The sequence below is a fragment of the Porphyrobacter sp. ULC335 genome, assembly GCF_025917005.1.
Taxonomy (GTDB): Bacteria; Pseudomonadota; Alphaproteobacteria; order Sphingomonadales; family Sphingomonadaceae; genus Erythrobacter.
The window spans coordinates 448,096-464,798 of sequence record NZ_CP078091.1; the positions used below are offsets into that span (position 1 = coordinate 448,096).

At 64.8% G+C, this 16,703-nt stretch carries 18 protein-coding genes; 11 read left to right on the plus strand and 7 right to left on the minus strand.

Annotation, left to right across the window (positions count from 1 at the left end; translation table 11 throughout):
* Positions 1 to 437 precede the first annotated feature (437 nt).
* From KVF90_RS02095 to KVF90_RS02135, 9 genes are all read left to right on the plus strand, one after another.
* Positions 438 to 1,160, plus strand: coding sequence for a CoA transferase subunit A (locus KVF90_RS02095; RefSeq protein ID WP_264393200.1), 723 nt, complete (start codon positions 438 to 440; stop codon positions 1,158 to 1,160).
* Complete coding sequence (locus KVF90_RS02100) at positions 1,160 to 2,188, plus strand: hypothetical protein (protein ID WP_264393201.1); 1,029 nt, start codon at positions 1,160 to 1,162, stop codon at positions 2,186 to 2,188. Before KVF90_RS02095 ends, KVF90_RS02100 begins: the two co-directional genes overlap by 1 nt.
* Before the next feature lie 4 nt (positions 2,189 to 2,192).
* A complete protein-coding gene (locus KVF90_RS02105) occupies positions 2,193 to 2,822 on the plus strand; it encodes a hypothetical protein (protein WP_264393202.1) in 630 nt (209 codons plus the stop codon).
* A gap of 33 nt (positions 2,823 to 2,855) precedes the next feature.
* A complete protein-coding gene (locus KVF90_RS02110) occupies positions 2,856 to 3,512 on the plus strand; it encodes a CoA transferase subunit B (protein WP_264393203.1) in 657 nt (218 codons plus the stop codon).
* The gene (locus tag KVF90_RS02115; RefSeq protein ID WP_264393204.1) at positions 3,512 to 4,396 is read left to right on the plus strand and encodes an alpha/beta hydrolase; all 885 of its coding nucleotides are present in this window, start codon (positions 3,512 to 3,514) and stop codon (positions 4,394 to 4,396) included. The genes KVF90_RS02110 and KVF90_RS02115 overlap by 1 nt, the downstream gene beginning before the upstream one ends.
* Positions 4,397 to 4,398: 2 nt before the next feature.
* The gene (locus KVF90_RS02120) at positions 4,399 to 5,571 is read left to right on the plus strand and encodes a CaiB/BaiF CoA transferase family protein (protein WP_264394619.1); all 1,173 of its coding nucleotides are present in this window, start codon (positions 4,399 to 4,401) and stop codon (positions 5,569 to 5,571) included.
* 83 nt (positions 5,572 to 5,654) lie between these two features.
* The gene (locus KVF90_RS02125; protein ID WP_264393205.1) at positions 5,655 to 6,197 is read left to right on the plus strand and encodes a GbsR/MarR family transcriptional regulator; all 543 of its coding nucleotides are present in this window, start codon (positions 5,655 to 5,657) and stop codon (positions 6,195 to 6,197) included.
* 75 nt (positions 6,198 to 6,272) lie between these two features.
* Positions 6,273 to 6,671, plus strand: coding sequence for a hypothetical protein (locus tag KVF90_RS02130; protein WP_264393206.1), 399 nt, complete (start codon positions 6,273 to 6,275; stop codon positions 6,669 to 6,671).
* Positions 6,672 to 6,731: 60 nt separating this feature from the next.
* Entirely contained in the window at positions 6,732 to 7,151 is a 420-nt protein-coding gene (locus KVF90_RS02135; protein WP_264393208.1) for a hypothetical protein, read from the plus strand.
* Between the two features lie 24 nt (positions 7,152 to 7,175).
* Here KVF90_RS02135 and metK read toward each other — a convergent pair whose 3' ends face one another.
* The 6 genes from metK to hisS form a co-directional block, all read right to left on the minus strand.
* Complete coding sequence (metK, locus tag KVF90_RS02140; protein ID WP_264393209.1) at positions 7,176 to 8,387, minus strand: methionine adenosyltransferase; 1,212 nt, start codon at positions 8,385 to 8,387, stop codon at positions 7,176 to 7,178.
* Between the two features lie 99 nt (positions 8,388 to 8,486).
* Complete coding sequence (lnt, locus tag KVF90_RS02145) at positions 8,487 to 10,097, minus strand: apolipoprotein N-acyltransferase (RefSeq protein ID WP_264393210.1); 1,611 nt, start codon at positions 10,095 to 10,097, stop codon at positions 8,487 to 8,489.
* A 6-nt stretch (positions 10,098 to 10,103) separates the two neighbouring features.
* Positions 10,104 to 10,904: a DUF4167 domain-containing protein gene (locus tag KVF90_RS02150; RefSeq protein ID WP_264393211.1), complete on the minus strand. Its 801-nt coding sequence runs from the start codon at positions 10,902 to 10,904 to the stop codon at positions 10,104 to 10,106.
* A gap of 271 nt (positions 10,905 to 11,175) precedes the next feature.
* Positions 11,176 to 11,997 (minus strand): peptide chain release factor N(5)-glutamine methyltransferase, encoded by an 822-nt coding sequence (prmC, locus tag KVF90_RS02155; RefSeq protein ID WP_264393212.1) that lies wholly within the window; start codon positions 11,995 to 11,997, stop codon positions 11,176 to 11,178.
* Between the two features lie 10 nt (positions 11,998 to 12,007).
* The gene (prfA, locus tag KVF90_RS02160) at positions 12,008 to 13,078 is read right to left on the minus strand and encodes a peptide chain release factor 1 (RefSeq protein ID WP_413677000.1); all 1,071 of its coding nucleotides are present in this window, start codon (positions 13,076 to 13,078) and stop codon (positions 12,008 to 12,010) included.
* Positions 13,075 to 14,421 (minus strand): histidine--tRNA ligase, encoded by a 1,347-nt coding sequence (hisS, locus tag KVF90_RS02165; protein ID WP_264393213.1) that lies wholly within the window; start codon positions 14,419 to 14,421, stop codon positions 13,075 to 13,077. The genes prfA and hisS overlap by 4 nt, the downstream gene beginning before the upstream one ends.
* A gap of 105 nt (positions 14,422 to 14,526) precedes the next feature.
* On the opposite strand from hisS, the gene ppa reads away from it, so the two are divergent.
* Entirely contained in the window at positions 14,527 to 15,057 is a 531-nt protein-coding gene (ppa, locus tag KVF90_RS02170) for an inorganic diphosphatase (RefSeq protein ID WP_264393214.1), read from the plus strand.
* Between the two features lie 232 nt (positions 15,058 to 15,289).
* Here the strand turns inward: ppa and KVF90_RS02175 are convergent, their stop codons facing one another.
* Positions 15,290 to 15,667: a hypothetical protein gene (locus KVF90_RS02175; RefSeq protein WP_264393215.1), complete on the minus strand. Its 378-nt coding sequence runs from the start codon at positions 15,665 to 15,667 to the stop codon at positions 15,290 to 15,292.
* 252 nt (positions 15,668 to 15,919) lie between these two features.
* Here KVF90_RS02175 and lptB point away from each other — a divergent pair, with 252 nt between their 5' ends.
* Positions 15,920 to 16,696, plus strand: coding sequence for an LPS export ABC transporter ATP-binding protein (lptB, locus tag KVF90_RS02180; protein WP_264393216.1), 777 nt, complete (start codon positions 15,920 to 15,922; stop codon positions 16,694 to 16,696).
* The last annotated feature ends 7 nt before the right edge of the window (positions 16,697 to 16,703 follow it).

Consider the following 16,703-nt stretch of genomic DNA (forward strand, 5'->3'; position numbering starts at 1 on the left):
CGGCGCAAGGGGGCGTGCTCACTGCAGCCATACCGTCACACTCCGCTGCCAGAGGTTTGCGTCGGGCGAAAAAAAGCCCGGCACTGGGCCGGGCTTTGAAAGTTTGGGAGAGGATGCCTGAAAGGCACCTTTCAAATGCCGCAACTCAGGCGATTGTGCAAGTGCGAAAGCAGCCCAATTGGTTGCAAAGACCGCAACAGACTCGCGATTATGTGCCGTTTCATGCGCAAACTTGCATATTTCTGCCCAATCGCGCGGCATTCGCTTAAAGATTGAGCAGATTTTTGCCGTGTTACCGTTTTGCGACGCAACATGAACCGCGATTCGACTTGGCGACTCGCGCGGGCGTGACAGCGCCCCCCGAACGCACTAATCAGAGGATCGATCCCGCAGGAGGGATTGTCCTTGCTCGACACAATAAGAGGCAGTCAGGCCCGATGACCAAGCTTTACCCCGACGCCAACAGCGCACTTGCTGGTGTGCTGCGCGACGACATGCTGATCGCTGCCGGGGGCTTTGGCCTGTGCGGCCTTCCCGAACGGCTGCTTGATGCGATTCGCGATTCGGGCGTCGGCGGCCTGACCTTCGCCAGCAACAATGCCGGGATCGACAACGAAGGCATCGGCAAGTTGCTGCGCACCCGTCAGGTCAGAAAGATGATCAGCTCCTATGTCGGCGAGAACAAGGAGTTCGAGCGGCAATATCTGGCGGGCGAGCTCGAAGTCGAATTCTGTCCGCAAGGCACGCTGGCCGAGCGGATGCGGGCGGGCGGCGCGGGTATTCCCGGCTTCTACACCCGCACCGGCGTCGGCACCGAAGTTGCCAAGGGGAAGGAACACAAGGACTTCCCCGATCGCGACGGGGTGATGCAGACCTATATCCTCGAACACGGTATCTTTGCCGACCTTGCCATCATCAAGGCGTGGAAGGCGGACGAGACAGGCAATCTGGTGTTCCGCAAGACCGCGCGCAACTTCAACCTGCCCGCAGCAACCTGCGGCAGGATCTGCGTTGCCGAAGTCGAGGAGGTGGTACCGGCAGGCGCACTTGATCCTGACCAGATCCATCTGGCAGGCGTGTTCGTTAACCGGATCGTGCTGGGCGCGCCCTACGACAAGAAGATAGAATTCCGCACCGTTCGGGAGAGGGAGACGGCGTGATGAACAAGAAGCTTGCCTTGATGCCACTGGTGCTGCTGGCGGGGACGTCGCTTTCGGGCTGCATCGCGGCGGCCATTCCGGCGATCGCCGGATCGGCGATGGTCGGATCACGGGTGGTCGACGGAGATGGCAAGGAGGCTGCGGCCAAGCCCGCCCCTGTGGCGGCGGTACCAGCACCGAAACCGGCCCCAGCCCCTGCGCCGGTCCAGCCCAAGCCGGCCCCTGTGCCAACGGTGACGCTGGTCCCGGTGCCGCCTGCGCCTGCGCCCGCGCCTGTTCCGGCACCCACACCGCGTCCGGTTGCCATTCCCGCTCCGGCTCCCGCTCCGGTAATTGCTTCTGCTCCGGTAATCGCTCCGGCACCCGCACCCGTTGCCGCAGCGGTTGTACCGGCAGCCACCCCTGCGGCGCGCCCGGCGCTGCCAGCGGTTGCGTCCTATCCCGATCCTGACCGTCCGCTCCCGCCCGAACAGGCCGGTTTCGCCCGCTTCGTGCGCTATGGCCACGCCTCCGCGCGCGGCGCGGCGGGCGGGGCCGATCTGCCCTCGGCGGTCCTCACCGACCCGGTCGCGCTCGATGGCAAGCGCCGCCGCTGTGCGGTGGGCGAGCAGCTGGTGGCGGTGATCGATCTCGACCCGGCGGGCGGCGTGTTTGCCCCCCCGGCCAACCCTGCCAAGCTGCCCAGTCTGGCGCTTGGTCTTGCTGTGCTGCGCGAAGCGGGCGTGGAGATCGCCTGGCTCTCCGACATGCCGGTCAACCAATCGGGCTCGCTGCGGGCGGCGCTGGAGCAATCCGGGCTTGATCCGCGCGGTGAGGATATCATCTCGCTGCGCCGCGATGGCGAGGATGGCAAACAGCAGCGCAAGGAAAACCTTGCCGGGATCGCCTGCATCGTCGCCATTGCCGGAGACGAGCGTCCGGACTTTGACGAGCGCTTCAAGTATCTCCTCAACGCCGAAGCGGGCGCGGGTATCGAGCCGCTGATCGGCGACGGCTGGTTCCTGATTGCGCCCTTGCTGGGCAACTGACCCGGTGATTGCCTCCGTCCGTCTTCTTGCGCTGCTGGCCGCGCTGGCCGCTGCGTTGCCGCAAGCTGCGGCGGCGGGCAGTGGCGCGCCGACGGATGCCACGCGCCTCAGCCATTCACCGTGGTTGGCGCTGCGGTTCGAACAGGGCGGTGCCGAAGTCCCGCTCACTGCAAAGGACATGTTGCGATCCGAGGTTACGCTGAAGCGCGCACCTTTTTCGATCGTGCTGCCGGTGCGCGGGACTGACGACACCTACTGGATCGCCGCGTGGCGCGACGACAGCATCTTTGCCGCTGCCGAGCCCGAAGCACGCGCAAACCCCGAACCCCCCGTTGCGTTGCCACCCTATTTCCTGCCCGGCACTGGCTTTGCCGACACGGCGGCCGGATCGGGCACCCTGATACTGGGCGCCGAGGGACACAACCACCTCTACGGGCTGAGGCTCGGTCCCGACTATTACCGCCACGTCTTCAATGTCTCTGCCATCGGCGGCGATGATGCGCGTGGGGAATGGCGCGAAGACCCGGTCAGCGCCACCAAGGGACCGCTCTACCTCGTCGCCTGGTTCGACGAGGATGGTGACGACATCATGCGTCATGGCGAGTTCGAATTTCTCGTGCTGCATTTCCGTTAGGCTGCAGCCGCAATTTCTCAGGGAGTTTCTTTGATGGCCGAGGCCGCTGTTTTGACCGGTTGGACACGCGACCAGATGGCCGCCCGCGCCGCGCGCGAGCTGAAGGACGGCTATTACGTCAACCTCGGCATCGGCATCCCGACGCTGGTGGCGAACCACATTCCCGAAGGCATGCTTGTAACGCTGCAGAGCGAGAACGGGATGCTCGGCATCGGGCCCTTCCCCTATGACGACGAGGTCGATCCCGATCTCATCAACGCCGGCAAGCAGACGATCAGCGAACTTCCCCACAGCGCCTATTTCGACAGTGCGACCAGTTTCGCGATGATCCGCGGCGGGCATATCGACCTCACCGTCCTGGGCGCCATGGAAGTGGCCGAGAACGGCGACATCGCCAACTGGATGATCCCGGGCAAGATGATCAAGGGCATGGGCGGCGCGATGGATCTTGTCGCCGGAGTGAAGAAAATCATCGTGGTGATGGATCACACGTCCAAGGACGGCGCGCCCAAGTTCATCCCGGCCTGCACCCTGCCGCTGACCGGAGCAGGGGTGGTCGACATGGTCATAACCAACCTTGCGGTGTTTGCGCGGACCGATCACGCCTCGCCGTTCCGGTTGATCGAGATGGCACCGGGCGTGACGGAGGCCGATATCGCAGCGACCACCACCGCGCATTACGTCGTCTGATGAGGCGTGGAATTGCGCTCGGCCTTGCCCTGCTGCTTGTCATGATCGGCAGCATCCTCGCCTTCACCTCGCCGCCGCGACTGCTCTCCTATTACGACCGGATGGCAGGCGGTAGTGCGGGCGCGCGGCTGGTGGCGGAGGGTGTGGCTTTCGGGAGCCACGGCCAAACGCTGGACATCTGGGCCCCTGATGCCAAGGCCAAGGGTCAGCTGCCGGTGGTGATCTTCTGGTACGGCGGTGGCTGGGCCAAGGGCGACCGTGCCGCCTACGCCTTTGCCGGGAGAGCGCTGGCACGCGAGGGATTCCTTGTGGTCATCCCGGACTACCGCAAGGTGCCCGAGGTTCACTTCCCCGCCTTCCTCGATGACGGGACCGAGGCTGTCGCATGGGTGCAGGACAACATCGCCAAGCACGGCGGCGATCCGGCGCGGGTTGCCTTCATGGGTCACTCGGCAGGAGCCTATCAGGCGGTGATGCTGGCGCTGGACGCGAAGCGGCTGACGGCAGCGGGTGCCGATCCAGCCAACGTCAAGGCGGCGGTTGGCCTGTCCGGCCCCTATGACTTCTATCCTTTCGACAGCCCGCGTTCGGTTGCAGCCTTCAGCCAATGGCCGCGCCCGGAAGAGACGCAGCCGATTGCGTTTGCGCGCAAGGATGCGCCGCCACTGCTGCTCGTCACATCGGACGGCGACGAGACGGTGCGCCCGAGGAACGCCAACAACCTCGGCGCGAAGCTGCGGGAACTGGGTGCGCCGGTCGAGGTCAGGAACTACGGCCCGCTTGATCACGAGGAGGTGGTCATGGCGATCTCGGTGCCGTTCCGCGGCAAGGGGCCGGTGCTTGCCGACAGCGTGTCCTTCCTCAGAAAGCATCTGGGCGAATGACCATGTGGCTCCCCGAACCCCGCAACCCCAATGCCCCGTTGGCGGGCCTCAAGGTCGTCGAACTCGCCCGCGTTCTGGCGGGGCCGTTCTGCGGGCAGATTCTCGCGGACCTCGGCGCGGATGTGATCAAGGTCGAGAGCCCGGAAGGCGACGGCACCCGGCTGTGGGGGCCGCCCTGGGTCGAGCGCACCGATGCCAACGGCACCGTCCACCGCGAAGCCGCCTATTATCACGCCTGCAACCGCGGCAAGCGCTCGATCATTGCCGACTTTGGTGATGCGGATGATCTCGCGCGGGTGCGCGCGCTGTGCGGTGACGCCGATGTCGTGATCGAGAACTTCAAGACTGGCAGCCTCGCCAAATTCGGGCTCGATTACGCCAGCCTCTCGGCCGCGAACCCCGCCCTTGTCTATTGCTCGATCACCGGTTTCGGCCAGACCGGACCGCGCGCCCACGAGGCAGGGTATGACTTCGTGGCGCAGGGGATGAGCGGTCTGATGTCGCTGACCGGCGAACCGGAGGGGCATCCGGTCAAGATGGGCATCTCGATCAGCGACCTTGCCACCGGCGTCTGGGCGGCGAACGGCGTTCAGGCTGCGCTGTTGATGCGGGCGCGGACCGGCCCAAGGCAGGGACTCGGCCAGCAGGTCGATATGAGCCTGCTCGATTGCTCGGTCGGGCTGCTCGCCAATCAGGCGACCTATCTCTTCACCACAGGCGAGAACCCGCCGCGCATGGGCAATGCCCACGCACAGGTCGCGCCCTACGGTGTGTTTGCGGTGACCGATGGTCACGTGATCCTCGCGCCGGCCAATGACGGGTTGTTCCACAAGCTGATGGCGGTGCTCGGGCGGAGCGAACTGTGTGACGATCCACGCTTTCTCGCCAATGGTGATCGGACAGCGAATGCCCGGGCGCTTGATGCCGAGATTGCGGCGGCGACAGCGGGCTGGACCAAGCAGGGCCTGCTCGATGCCTGCCATGCGGCAGGTGTCCCCGCCGGACCGATCAACCGGTTGGACGAAGTCTTTGCCGACCCGCAGGTGATCGCGCGCGGGATGCGGGTCGAGCTCGGCGGGATGGCCGGGGTGCGCAGCCCCTTCACTTTCTCCGACGCCGAACTCGCGCTCGACCGCCCCTCACCGATCCACGGCGCTGACGACCCTCCCCGCTAAGGGGCAGGCAACGCACTGGCGCTTTCCCACTTGACTCCCAATCCGTGTCAGCTATTTCTGTTTTTACAGAAATTGGTGATGCGATGCGAGTCTATGACATTCCCGAAGCCAGATCCTTCATCCTCCATTGGGGGGAGATGGGGACGCATTGGGGGGTCAACCGCTCGGTCGCGCAGATCCATGCGCTGCTCTATCTGAGCGATCGTCCGCTTCACGCCGAGGAAATCTGCGAGACGCTTGGTCTTGCGCGGTCCAACGTCTCGACCGGGGTCAAGGAGCTGCAATCCTACGGCATCATCCGTCGCACCCATGTGGAGGGCGACAGGCGCGACCACTTCGTCGCGGAAACCGACCTGTGGGAAATGCTCATCCGGATCGTCAGCGAGCGCAAGAAGCGTGAGATCGACCCGACCATTACTGCCCTGCGGCAGTTGAGCGCCGACATGGCGACACGCAGTGATGTGCCGCCGCACGTAATCGAGCGGATCGGACGGATGCACGAATTCATCGGGACGCTGGCACACTGGTACGACGATGTGCGCAGCCTGCCCAAATCGACCCTCGTCACGCTGATGAAGCTGGGCGGCCGGGTCGCACGCCTGATCCCCGGAAAATCCCGCAACTGACACAGGAGGCCAGACCCACCATCATTTCCGCTTGCCCGTCTATTTCGGTGTTTACAGAAACAACAGGAGGTATCGATGCATGAATCCCTGAGCTATCTCGCCTACCTTGCCATCAGCATCGGGCTGACGGTGTGGGTGGCGCGCACCCTGTCGAAGAACGGCGAGGTGTTTCTGGTCGATTGCTTCGGCCATGATCAAGTGCTGGCCCGTTCGACCAACCATCTGCTGGTGGTCGGCTTCTATCTGGTGAACCTCGGCTTCATCCTGCTGGCGCTACAATTCGGCAAGCCGCCGGAAAGCGTGCCCGAAGCGATCCGCTACCTGTCGAGCAAAGTCGGCTTCGCGGTGCTGGTGCTGGGCGCCATGCACTTCTTCAACATGAACGCGATCGCCAAGTTCGGCCGCAAGGTCGGGGCGTGGTTCCGCGAGGAGCAGTGGGCCGCCAACGCGCGCCCCGCTGCGCCCGAGGCGTAACGACCGGTAAGGACGGGCGGCCACCGCGCCGCCTGTTCCACCGATGGAAAGGAACGCAAGATGACCAACGGTTTTACAGCTTTCGCCCGCGCGGTGGGTTGGGGAACGGTAGCCGGGGCTGCACCCTACACGGTGCTGTTCATGATCCCGCTGGCGTTTGCCGGTTTGGAATATCGGAGCCTTGGCGAGACCGCGCTGGTGCTTGCCTACCCCCTGATGCTTTCGGGCGCGATCGTGCTCGCATCGGCAGTGCTGTTAGGCCTGCCCTTGACGTTGATCTTGTCTGGCAGCGGTCAGGACAGAAGCCGCACCTATGCGGCGGCGGGGATGCTTCTCGGCGCTTTCGTGCCTGCTGCAATTGTCACGGCCATGGCTGGCGAGCTTAGCGAAGAATCCCTGTTCTTCGCGCTGCCGGGGACCCTTGCGGGTCTTGTTACCGGCACCATTTGGGGCCGGTGGCGTGAGGCGCTGAACCGCTAAGCGGGTCCAGCGCCTCAATCAGGATCAGGCCAGTGCGGCCTTCAGATCGTCCACCAGATCAAGCCGTTCCCACGGGAAGTAGTCGCCTTCCGCGGTGCGGCCGAAGTGGCCGTAGGCGGCGGTCGGCCGGTAGATCGGCTTGTTGAGGCCAAGATGCGTGCGGATGCTGCGCGGGGTCAGGCCGCCGAGCTTGGCGATGCCGAGGATCGCCTGTTCGATGACGTCGTCGCCCACGGTGCCGGTTTCGTGCGTGTCGACATAGAGCGACAGTGGCTTCGACACCCCGATCGCATAGGCGATCTGGATGGTGCAGCGCGTGGCAAGACCAGCGGCCACCACGTTCTTGGCGAGGTAGCGGGTGATATAGGCCGCCGAACGGTCAACCTTGGTCGGATCCTTGCCGCTGAACGCGCCGCCGCCGTGCGGGGCTGCGCCGCCATAGGTGTCGACGATGATCTTGCGGCCCGTCAGGCCCGCGTCGCCATCCGGTCCGCCGATTTCGAAGCTGCCGGTGGGGTTGATGAAGTACTCGGTTTCGCGCAGCAGCTCGGCCGGGATCACGTCGGCGATCACGCCCTTCACATAGGCTTCGAGCTCGGCCTGCTTGGCCGGTTCGTTTTCGTCATATCCGGCCTTGTGCTGGGTCGAGACGACCACCGCAGTCGCCGCCACCGGGATCGAGCCTTCGTAACGCAGGGTCACCTGGCTCTTGGCGTCGGGCTCGAGGAAAGGCGCCGCGCCCGAGTGGCGGTCAGCCGCCATACGCTCGAGGATCTTGTGGCTGTAATAGAGCGTCGCCGGCATCAGGCCGGGGGTCTCGTCGGTCGCGTAACCGAACATGATGCCCTGGTCGCCCGCGCCTTCATCCTTGTTCTCGCCCGCGTCCACGCCCTGCGCGATGTGCGCCGACTGGCCGTGCAGGCGGTTGATGAATTCAAACTTCTCCCAGTGGAAGCCGTCCTGCTCGTAGCCGATGCGCTTCACCGTATCGCGGACGGTCTTTTCGATCTCGGCTTCGGCGCCCGGCGCCCATTCGTCGTTCTCGAACACGCCCTTGCAGCGGATTTCGCCGGCCAGCACCACCAGCTGCGTGGTGGTAAGGGTTTCGCAGGCGATGCGCGCTTCGGCGTCCTTCGAGAGGAACAGGTCGACAATCGCGTCGGAAATCTGGTCGGCGACCTTGTCGGGATGGCCTTCGGAGACGCTTTCGGAGGTGAAGAGATAGTTGGTGCGCATGAATACCCCGGGGGCTGGAATGGGCGGATCGGTGCGGGAAGAAGGACAACTTATAGAGATATAAGGAAACCTTTATGTCCGCGCGTTTTCCCGTTCGCCCTAGCGGCGCGCGCGGATGAGCGCAAGCACTCTCGGCAGGCCAAGGCCGAGGAGAAGCAGCAGCGCAGCCCATGCCAGTGTCAGTCCGTGGCCGAACTGCGCGAACAGGGTCGGGGGCTTGGCCTTGGGGATGAAACCTTCAAGCTTGTCCGCCTTCCCCTGCAGGATTGTTCCGCGCACCACGCCACTGGCGTCGATCACGGCGCTGATCCCGGTGGTGGTGGAACGCAGCACCGGCAGTCCCTCCTCGATCGCGCGCATCCGTGCCTGCGCGAGATGCTGCGGCGGGCCCCAGCTGCCAAACCAGCCATCGTTCGAGGGATTGAAGATGTAATCGGGGCGATTGGCCTTGTCGGCGACTGCGCCCGAGAAGACGATCTCGTAACAGATCATCACCCCCGCCTTGCCATGGACGCCGAGGTCGAGCGTGCGCGGCCCGGGGCCGGGCAGGTAATCGATGCTGCCCGCCACCAGCCGCGACAGGCCGAGCGGTTCAAGGATCGGGCGCAGCGGCAGGTATTCGCCATAGGGCACCAGATGCGCCTTGTCGTAGCCCGCAAGGATTGCGCCCTTGCCGTTGATCGCCATCACGGAATTGCGCGCGCTGACCGCCGCGGGCACGCCGGAGGGGCCTGTGCCGATGTTGAGGTTGACCACGCCCGCGAGCAGCGTCGATTGCGGGCCGATCACCTGGCCGATCCGCCGCCGCGCTACCACCGGGTCAGCGTCCGCGGTCATCTGGATATAGTATCGCTCCGGATAGCCTTCCTCGAGATAGTCGGGGACCGCGCTTTCCGGCCAGAGCACAAGGCGCGACTGATCGCGCGAAGGTGCGGTCAGGCGGGTGAGGCGGGCGAATTGCTCCTCGAACTTGGAGCCGTCGTTGATTTCCGACTGCGGGATATAGGGCTGGACAAGGGTGTAGCGAACGCCTTCCGTCTGCGGGGCGCGCTCCTTCAGCGGAGCGATCATGCCCACGATGAGCAGCAGCGCAAGGCCGCCCGTATTGACCCAACGGCGTGAGACAAGGCCCGCAAGCAACACAGCCGCGATCAGGAGAGTGAGCCCTGACAACGCATATGTGCCGGTGATTGTCATGTATCGCGCCAAGCCCGGCGTGTCCCACGTCCCGAGCAGCATCAGCCCCAAGGGCGGCCAAGGGTATCCGGTGAACACCCATCCGCGCAGCCATTCGGTGACGACCCACGCGCCCGCCAGCACCAGACCGAAGGCCCACAGCGGCTGACGACGGGCCAGAACATGCGCCGCTAGTGCGGCCAATGCGGGATAGATCGCGAGATAGATGCACAGCAGCGGCACCGCCAGCCACCCGAGAAATTCGGGCATCTTCGCCTGATGGGTGAAGGCGGTGGCGATCCAGTTGTTGGCGAGCGTCAGATGCGCCCAGCCGAAACACCACCCGACCCACAGCGCCGCGCGCTTGGTGGGCGCGGCGAAAACGAGCCACACGAACCCCGCCAGCGCGGCGAGGCCCAAAGGCCACAGGTGCAGCGGCGGGTAGGCGCAGGCGGCGATAAGCCCCAGCACGATCGCGGCAAGCGCCGGAAAGCGCTGCGCCAACGCAGGCACTGCGGCCAGCCGCTCGATCACGGCAGCTTACTCGACCGTTTCGAGCGCGCCGCCGCTTTCGCCGGACCCGGTGTCATCGCCGCGGATCGAGGGCGGGAGGATCGAACTGTCGATCACGCCGCGGCCATCATCATCGGCGGGCTTGCGCGGCTTGCGGCCACGCCCGGGCTTTTCGGTGCGTTCTGCAACGCGCTCCGGACGCTCAGTGCGCTCGGGACGCTCAGCGCGTTCAGGACGATCAGCCCGCTTCTCGCTGCGCCCGCCGTCACGTCCCTCTTCGCGAGGCTTGCGCTGCTGTGGCTGGCGGCGCGGGCCACGCTGGCGGTTATCGTCGCGGTTGCCGTCACGGTCATCACCGCGATCATTGCCGCGATCTTCGGTGAGGAAGGCTTCGCCTTCCTGCCCCGGTTCGCCTTCCATCACGTCGCCGCGCGATTCGTTGTCGGGCTGTTCGTAGGGCGAGCGCGTCGGCGCTTCGCTGCGACGGCCACGGTCGAAATCGAAATCGTCTTCGAAGTCCTCGGCCTGTTCGCGCTCGTCGTTGCGACGCGGATTCCCGCCGACACCGCCGCGCTGTTCGTCCAGACGGGCCTTGTTGTCGGCAATCACCCGGAAATAGTGGTCGGCAAACTGGAGGTAGTACTCCATCTGCACCCGGTCGCCGTTATGCTGGGCGTCCTGCGCGAGCTTCTTGTACTTGTCGAGCATCTGCGGGGCATTGCCACGCGCCCGGCTGTCGATCCGGTTGAGCTGGCTGGGGTTGCCGCCTTGGTTGCGATTTCCGCGACCGCGACGACGGTTATTCCGGTTGTTGTTATTGTTATTCAAGGAAAACGTTCCTTATCAGCGACCTGGCGCGAAAAACTCTTTGCCCGCGCGGTCAACAGACCCCTTGCCCTTCGTCACGCATGGTCCCGGCGATGGCCTTGCCATAGCGTGCCGCGCGCTCCGCGCTGCCGCAGTCGGGGTCGTGCCCTGACGGCCGTATCAGCTAAGTTTAGGAGCTTGGCCTAGCGATTTGCGCCCTTCGCAGATCGTCTGGCCTGATAAGGACGTAGCGATGCAAAACCGGTTTGCCAACCCCTGCCTTGTTTTTCCTTCACCTTAGGATCAACGCCCTCGCGCGCCCGGCGAGATCGCGGCGCAGATCGGCGGCAAAGCCCGATGCTGCCGCAAGCGCGCTCACCTGCTCCGCCTGATTCGCACCGATTTCCAAAATAACGACCGCCTGCGGGTTCATCAGCGCGCGCAGCTGGGGGATCAGGATGCGGTAATCGTCCAGCCCCTCGGGGCCAGCGAAGAGCGCGCTGGCGGGCTCAAAGTCGCGCACTTGGCGGTCCAGCACGGCCTCTTCTTCAACGTAGGGGGGGTTGCAGAGGATCAGGTCGAAGCTGGCCAGATCGTCTGTCCAGCCGGGGTTGCGCCAATCACGGCACCGCCAGACGCTCCGCTCCGCAAGGCCGAGCGAAGCGGCGTTCCGGCCTGCGACAGAAAGCGCGGCCTGCGAGGCGTCCACGCCCACACCATGCCAGCCCGCCCGGTTTGACAGCAGGGCGAGCAGCAGTGCGCCCGTTCCCGTGCCGAGATCGATTGCCCGGCCCGCCTCCCCTGCATGCTCCAGCGCCGCTTCGACCAGTGTTTCGCTGTCCCCGCGCGGGATCAGGGTGGCGGGGGTGACGGCGAGGGTGAGGCCGTGGAACTCGGCCGTGCCGATGATGTAGGCGACCGGCTCATGGCCCATGCGGCGTTCGATCAGCGCGGCGAAACCCTCTGGCGCAGGATCTCGCATCGCCCGCAGCAGCATGTCCGAACGGGTCGAACCGAGCGCATGGGCCATCAGCAGCTCCGCATCCAGCCGTGCGGTGTCGCTGACAGGTGCGAGGCGCTCGGCAGCGGCGCGGATCGCTTCGCCGACGGTCACTCAGCCCCCATCACTCGGCTAACGCCGCCAGCCGCTTGCCTTCGTCCTCGGCGATCAGCGCATCGACCAGCTCGCCCAGCCCCGGTCCGGCGAGCACTTCTTCAAGCTTGTGCAGCGTCAGCCCGATGCGGTGATCGGTAACGCGGCCCTGGGGGAAGTTGTAGGTGCGGATGCGTTCGGAACGGTCGCCAGAACCGACCATCGCCTTCCGCGCCTCGGCCTCGGCGCCCTGGGTGGCTTCGCGCTGGGCATCGTAGAGCCGCGTGCGCAGCACCTGCATCGCCTTTTCCTTGTTCTTGTGCTGGCTGCGCCCGTCCTGACAGGTGACCACGGTGCCCGTCGGCAAGTGCGTGATGCGCACCGCCGAATCCGTGGTGTTGACGTGCTGACCACCTGCTCCGGACGCGCGGTAGACGTCGATCTTGAGGTCTTTCTCCTCGACCGAGACGTCCACTTCGTCCGGCTCGGGAAGCACCGCCACAGTCGCCGCCGAGGTATGGATGCGTCCGCCGCTTTCGGTCACGGGGACGCGCTGGACGCGGTGGACCCCGCTTTCGAATTTCAGCTTGGCGAAGACGCCGGTGCCGGTGACGTTGGCGATCACTTCCTTGAAGCCGCCAATATCGCTGGCGTTGATGCTGACCGCCTCGACCTTCCACCCCTGCTCGGCGGCGTAGCGTTCGTACATGCGGTAGAGATCGGCGGCGAACAGCGCGGCCTCATCGCCCCCGGTGCCGGCGCGGATTTCGAGCATCGCGGGCTTGGCGTCCGCGCTGTCACGCGGCAGCAGCGCGATAGCGAGGCGGCGTTCGAGATCGGGGAGGGTGGCCTTGATCTGGGCGAGCTCGTCCTCGGCCATCGCCTTCATCTCGGGGTCGGCGAGCATTTCGGCCAGCCCCGCCATTTCCTCGCGCGCCGCCTTCACCTCGGCTGCGATCTTGGCGACGGGTTCGAGTTCCGCATAGTCGCGGGAGGCGCGGACGAAGGCCTCACCCTCCAGCGTGCCCGAGGCCATGCGCGCTTCCAGCTCCGCAAAGCGGTGCGCGATCTGGTCAAGGCGTTCGGGGGGGATCGCTGTCAATTTGCGTCATCCAACGCGTCGACGGCGCCTTCCAGATCGCCCAGCATGGTATCGATTCCGCCGGCATCACGATCCAGCCGCAGTTCCCAGGCACGCTCGACCGACCCTGCGAGGTCGACGGTCGATTGTTCGCCGGTCGCCAGATTCTTGAATTGCAGCGTGCCCGAAGCAATCTCGTCATCGCCGATGATCATGGCGGCCATAGCTCCAGCCTGATCGGCGCGATTGAAGCGCTTCTTGACGTTACCGCGCGCAAAAATCTCGGTCGAAAATCCGGATAGACGGAATTCCTGCGCCACTTCGATCGCCTTTAGCAACGCGCCCTCGTTCATGGGGATTACGGCGATCTCGATGGGCTCTTCGGGCCTCTGTCCGACCAGCATCGCCAGCCGCTCGATTCCCGCAGCCCAGCCCACCGCAGGCGTCGGCGCGCCGCCGAGCGACTCCATCAGCCCGTCATAACGCCCACCGCCCAGAACCGTGCTCTGGCTGCCCAAGGCTGCCGCCGAAGCACTCCCCTCATCAGGGATGAATTCAAACGCGGTGTGGCGGTAGTAATCCAGCCCGCGGACAAGGCTTTCGGCCCGCACCCACTTCACGCCCGCCGCATCCAGCCCGCTGGTGACGGCGGCGAAGAAGGCGCTCGCCTCCTCTGACAGAAACGCGTCGATCTTGGGAGCGTCGGCAAGGAACGGCTTGTCCCTCGGGTCCTTCGAATCGAGGATGCGCAGCGGATTCTTCTCCAGCCGCTCCTGCGATTCTTCTGACAGCTGGTCCTTCACGGCGCGGAAGTATTCGATCAACGCCGCCCGCCATGCCTCACGGCTTTCACCATCGCCCAGCGTATTGAGGTGCAGGGTGACATCATGGATGCCAAGCTCGCGCAGCAGCTGATCCGCCATCGCCAGCAGTTCCACATCCGCTTGCGGCTCACCCGCGCCGATCACTTCGGCGTCGATCTGGTGGAACTGGCGGTAGCGGCCTTTCTGCGGGCGCTCGTAGCGGAACAGGGGGCCGTGGGTGGCGACCTTCAGCGGCGCATATTGCTGCCAGCCATTGGTGAGGAAGGCGCGCGCGATCCCGGCGGTGAATTCGGGGCGCAGGGTCAGGCTTTCGCCGCCGCGATCGTCGAAGGAATACATCTCCTTCGACACGACATCGGTCGTCTCGCCCAGAGAACGGGCGAACACCTCGGTCTTTTCGAAGACCGGCATCTCGACCCGGCGGAAGCGGTAGAGCCGCCGGACGCGCTCGAACGTCTCGACCACGAAGGCGAAAGCCTCGGCATCGGCGCCGAAGATATCCTGGGTGCCACGGATGGCTTGGGGTGTCTTCTTGCTCATAGGGGTGCGCGATTAGGCTTACACAGGCTCTTTCGCAATCCTGCGGCACGCATTAAGGGGCCGCGCGTTACCTCTCACACCGATCATCCGCAAAAGAGAACAATCATGCGCATCGACAAGATCCCCACCGGCGTGAACCCGCCCGACGATCTCAACGTGATCATCGAAGTGCCGGCCGGCGGCGAGCCGGTGAAGTACGAGTTCGACAAGGAAAGCGGCGCCCTGTTCGTCGATCGTATTCTGCACACGCCGATGCGCTATCCGGCGAACTACGGTTTCGTGCCGCACACGCTTTCGCCTGATGGCGATCCGCTCGATGCGCTGGTGATCTCGCGCTCGCCCTTCATCCCGGGCTGCGTGGTGCGTGCCCGCCCGATCGGCGTGCTGAACCTCGAAGACGAGCAGGGCGGCGACGAGAAGCTGATCTGCGTGCCGGTCAACGAGACGTTCCCCTATTATGCCGACGTGGTCGAGACGAGCGATCTTCCGAACATCATCTTCCAGCAGATCGAGCACTTCTTCACGCACTACAAGGACTTGGAAGCCGAAAAGTGGGTGCGCGTGGGCAAGTGGGGCGACGCTGCCGAAGCGCGCCAGATCACGATCGAAGCGATCGAAAGATACGCTTCCAAGTAGTGCAGTCGCCGCCGCGGCTGCATCCTCAGTGCTGTTCCCGTGGCTGACGTCACGGGGCACCTGCGGCTCGCGCGCGTGCGCTCGCGGCCCTGAGAGCCGAACCAGTGTGAACATTAAAGGGATGCGCTGGCATCGGTTGCCTTGGCAACCGCAAGCCCGACCGGGCGACCGCAGCGATGCGGCTTTCAGGCCGCGAGAGCGAGGATTTCGCACGCCGGATGGCGTGCGGGACTCAGAATAGGCTCAACAGCATCTTGAAGATCAGAGTGATGCCGAAGGGCAGCCCGATGGCCAGCGCCCACAGCGTTATGGCGTCGCGCTTGAATGCCGGCGCGAAGCCGGGATCCGCCGCCTGCACGTCATCAAGGCCGGCCCAGCGTTTCTCGAACCAGCGGCACACAGGGATGATCGCCGAAACCAGCACGATCAGCGCCAGATAAGGCAGCGCGGTCGAGGAGCCCTCTGACAGGGCCTTGACGGTGACGAAGATCTGGAGCGCGGTATAGACCAGCAGGCCATAAGCCACGTGGTCGCTCATCGCCTTGCGCCAGTCGCGCACCTTGTTGCCGGAAAGTACATGGGCTTTGGCGCGCTTGTCTGAATTCACCATATCTGCCGCTCCCCAACGGTTGATTGCTGATGACGCAGTATCGCTCAGCCGTCACGGAGTTGCAACATGTCGTGCGCTGCGGTCATAATGTTGCGCCGGACGCATGGGTGCCAATGCAAGTTGCTCAAAACCCACAAGCAAGCGCAATGGCCCTACCCCTGACCCAGGGTTGCCTCAACACTAAGCAAAAATCCTGCCAAACGCCCAGCAACCCTTTTCTGGCGCTCCAAGGGTGCTAAAGACGAAATCCTGATGAGCACCACCACCCTTTCCCATGCGCCGAATCCGGCTGCCGTCCAGCCGCTCGGCAGCGGGCTGGAGGTCATCTCGATCGCCAAGAGCTATGACAAGCGCTCGGTGCTCTCTGACATCTCCCTGACCGTGGCGAAGGGCGAGGTGCTCGGGCTGCTCGGCCCCAACGGCGCGGGCAAGACCACCTGCTTTTATTCGATCATGGGCTTGGTGAAGCCGGATTCGGGCCGGATCCTGATGGATGGCGAGGATGTGACCAAGCTGCCGATGTATCGCCGTGCGATCCTCGGCCTCGGTTACCTGCCGCAGGAAACCAGCATTTTCCGCGGCATGACTGTGGAACAGAACATCGCCTGCGTGCTCGAACTGGTCGAGCCCGACAAGGCCACCCGCGCAAGCGAACTGGAACGCCTGCTCGTGGAATTCGGCCTCACCCGGCTGCGCGAATCGCCGGCGATGGCGCTTTCGGGCGGGGAGCGGCGACGCTGCGAGATTGCGCGCGCGCTGGCGGCCAAGCCTTCGATCATGCTGCTGGATGAGCCCTTCGCGGGCATTGACCCGCTGTCGATCAGCGACATCCGCGAGTTGGTGCGCGATCTGAAGGCGCGCGGCATCGGCGTGCTGATCACCGACCACAACGTGCGCGAGACGCTCGATATCGTGGACCGCGCCTGCATCATCTATGGCGGGCAGGTGCTGTTTGCCGGTTCCCCGCAGGAACTCGTCGCCGACGAGAACGTGCGGCGGCTCTATCTCGGCGAGAGCTTCACGCTCTAGGCCCTGA

What these genes read in the sequence shown, in the direction of transcription:
- KVF90_RS02095 (WP_264393200.1), top strand. Translation starts at nt 438, where the DNA reads ATGACCAAGCTTTACCCCGACGCCAACAGCGCACTTGCTGGTGTGCTG.
- KVF90_RS02100 (WP_264393201.1), top strand. Translation starts at nt 1,160, where the DNA reads ATGAACAAGAAGCTTGCCTTGATGCCACTGGTGCTGCTGGCGGGGACG.
- KVF90_RS02110 (WP_264393203.1), top strand. Translation starts at nt 2,856, where the DNA reads ATGGCCGAGGCCGCTGTTTTGACCGGTTGGACACGCGACCAGATGGCC.
- KVF90_RS02115 (WP_264393204.1), top strand. Translation starts at nt 3,512, where the DNA reads ATGAGGCGTGGAATTGCGCTCGGCCTTGCCCTGCTGCTTGTCATGATC.
- KVF90_RS02120 (WP_264394619.1), top strand. Translation starts at nt 4,399, where the DNA reads ATGTGGCTCCCCGAACCCCGCAACCCCAATGCCCCGTTGGCGGGCCTC.
- KVF90_RS02125 (WP_264393205.1), top strand. Translation starts at nt 5,655, where the DNA reads ATGCGAGTCTATGACATTCCCGAAGCCAGATCCTTCATCCTCCATTGG.
- KVF90_RS02130 (WP_264393206.1), top strand. Translation starts at nt 6,273, where the DNA reads ATGCATGAATCCCTGAGCTATCTCGCCTACCTTGCCATCAGCATCGGG.
- KVF90_RS02135 (WP_264393208.1), top strand. Translation starts at nt 6,732, where the DNA reads ATGACCAACGGTTTTACAGCTTTCGCCCGCGCGGTGGGTTGGGGAACG.
- metK (WP_264393209.1), bottom strand. Translation starts at nt 8,387, where the DNA reads ATGCGCACCAACTATCTCTTCACCTCCGAAAGCGTCTCCGAAGGCCAT.
- hisS (WP_264393213.1), bottom strand. Translation starts at nt 14,421, where the DNA reads ATGAGCAAGAAGACACCCCAAGCCATCCGTGGCACCCAGGATATCTTC.
- ppa (WP_264393214.1), top strand. Translation starts at nt 14,527, where the DNA reads ATGCGCATCGACAAGATCCCCACCGGCGTGAACCCGCCCGACGATCTC.
- KVF90_RS02175 (WP_264393215.1), bottom strand. Translation starts at nt 15,667, where the DNA reads ATGGTGAATTCAGACAAGCGCGCCAAAGCCCATGTACTTTCCGGCAAC.
- lptB (WP_264393216.1), top strand. Translation starts at nt 15,920, where the DNA reads ATGAGCACCACCACCCTTTCCCATGCGCCGAATCCGGCTGCCGTCCAG.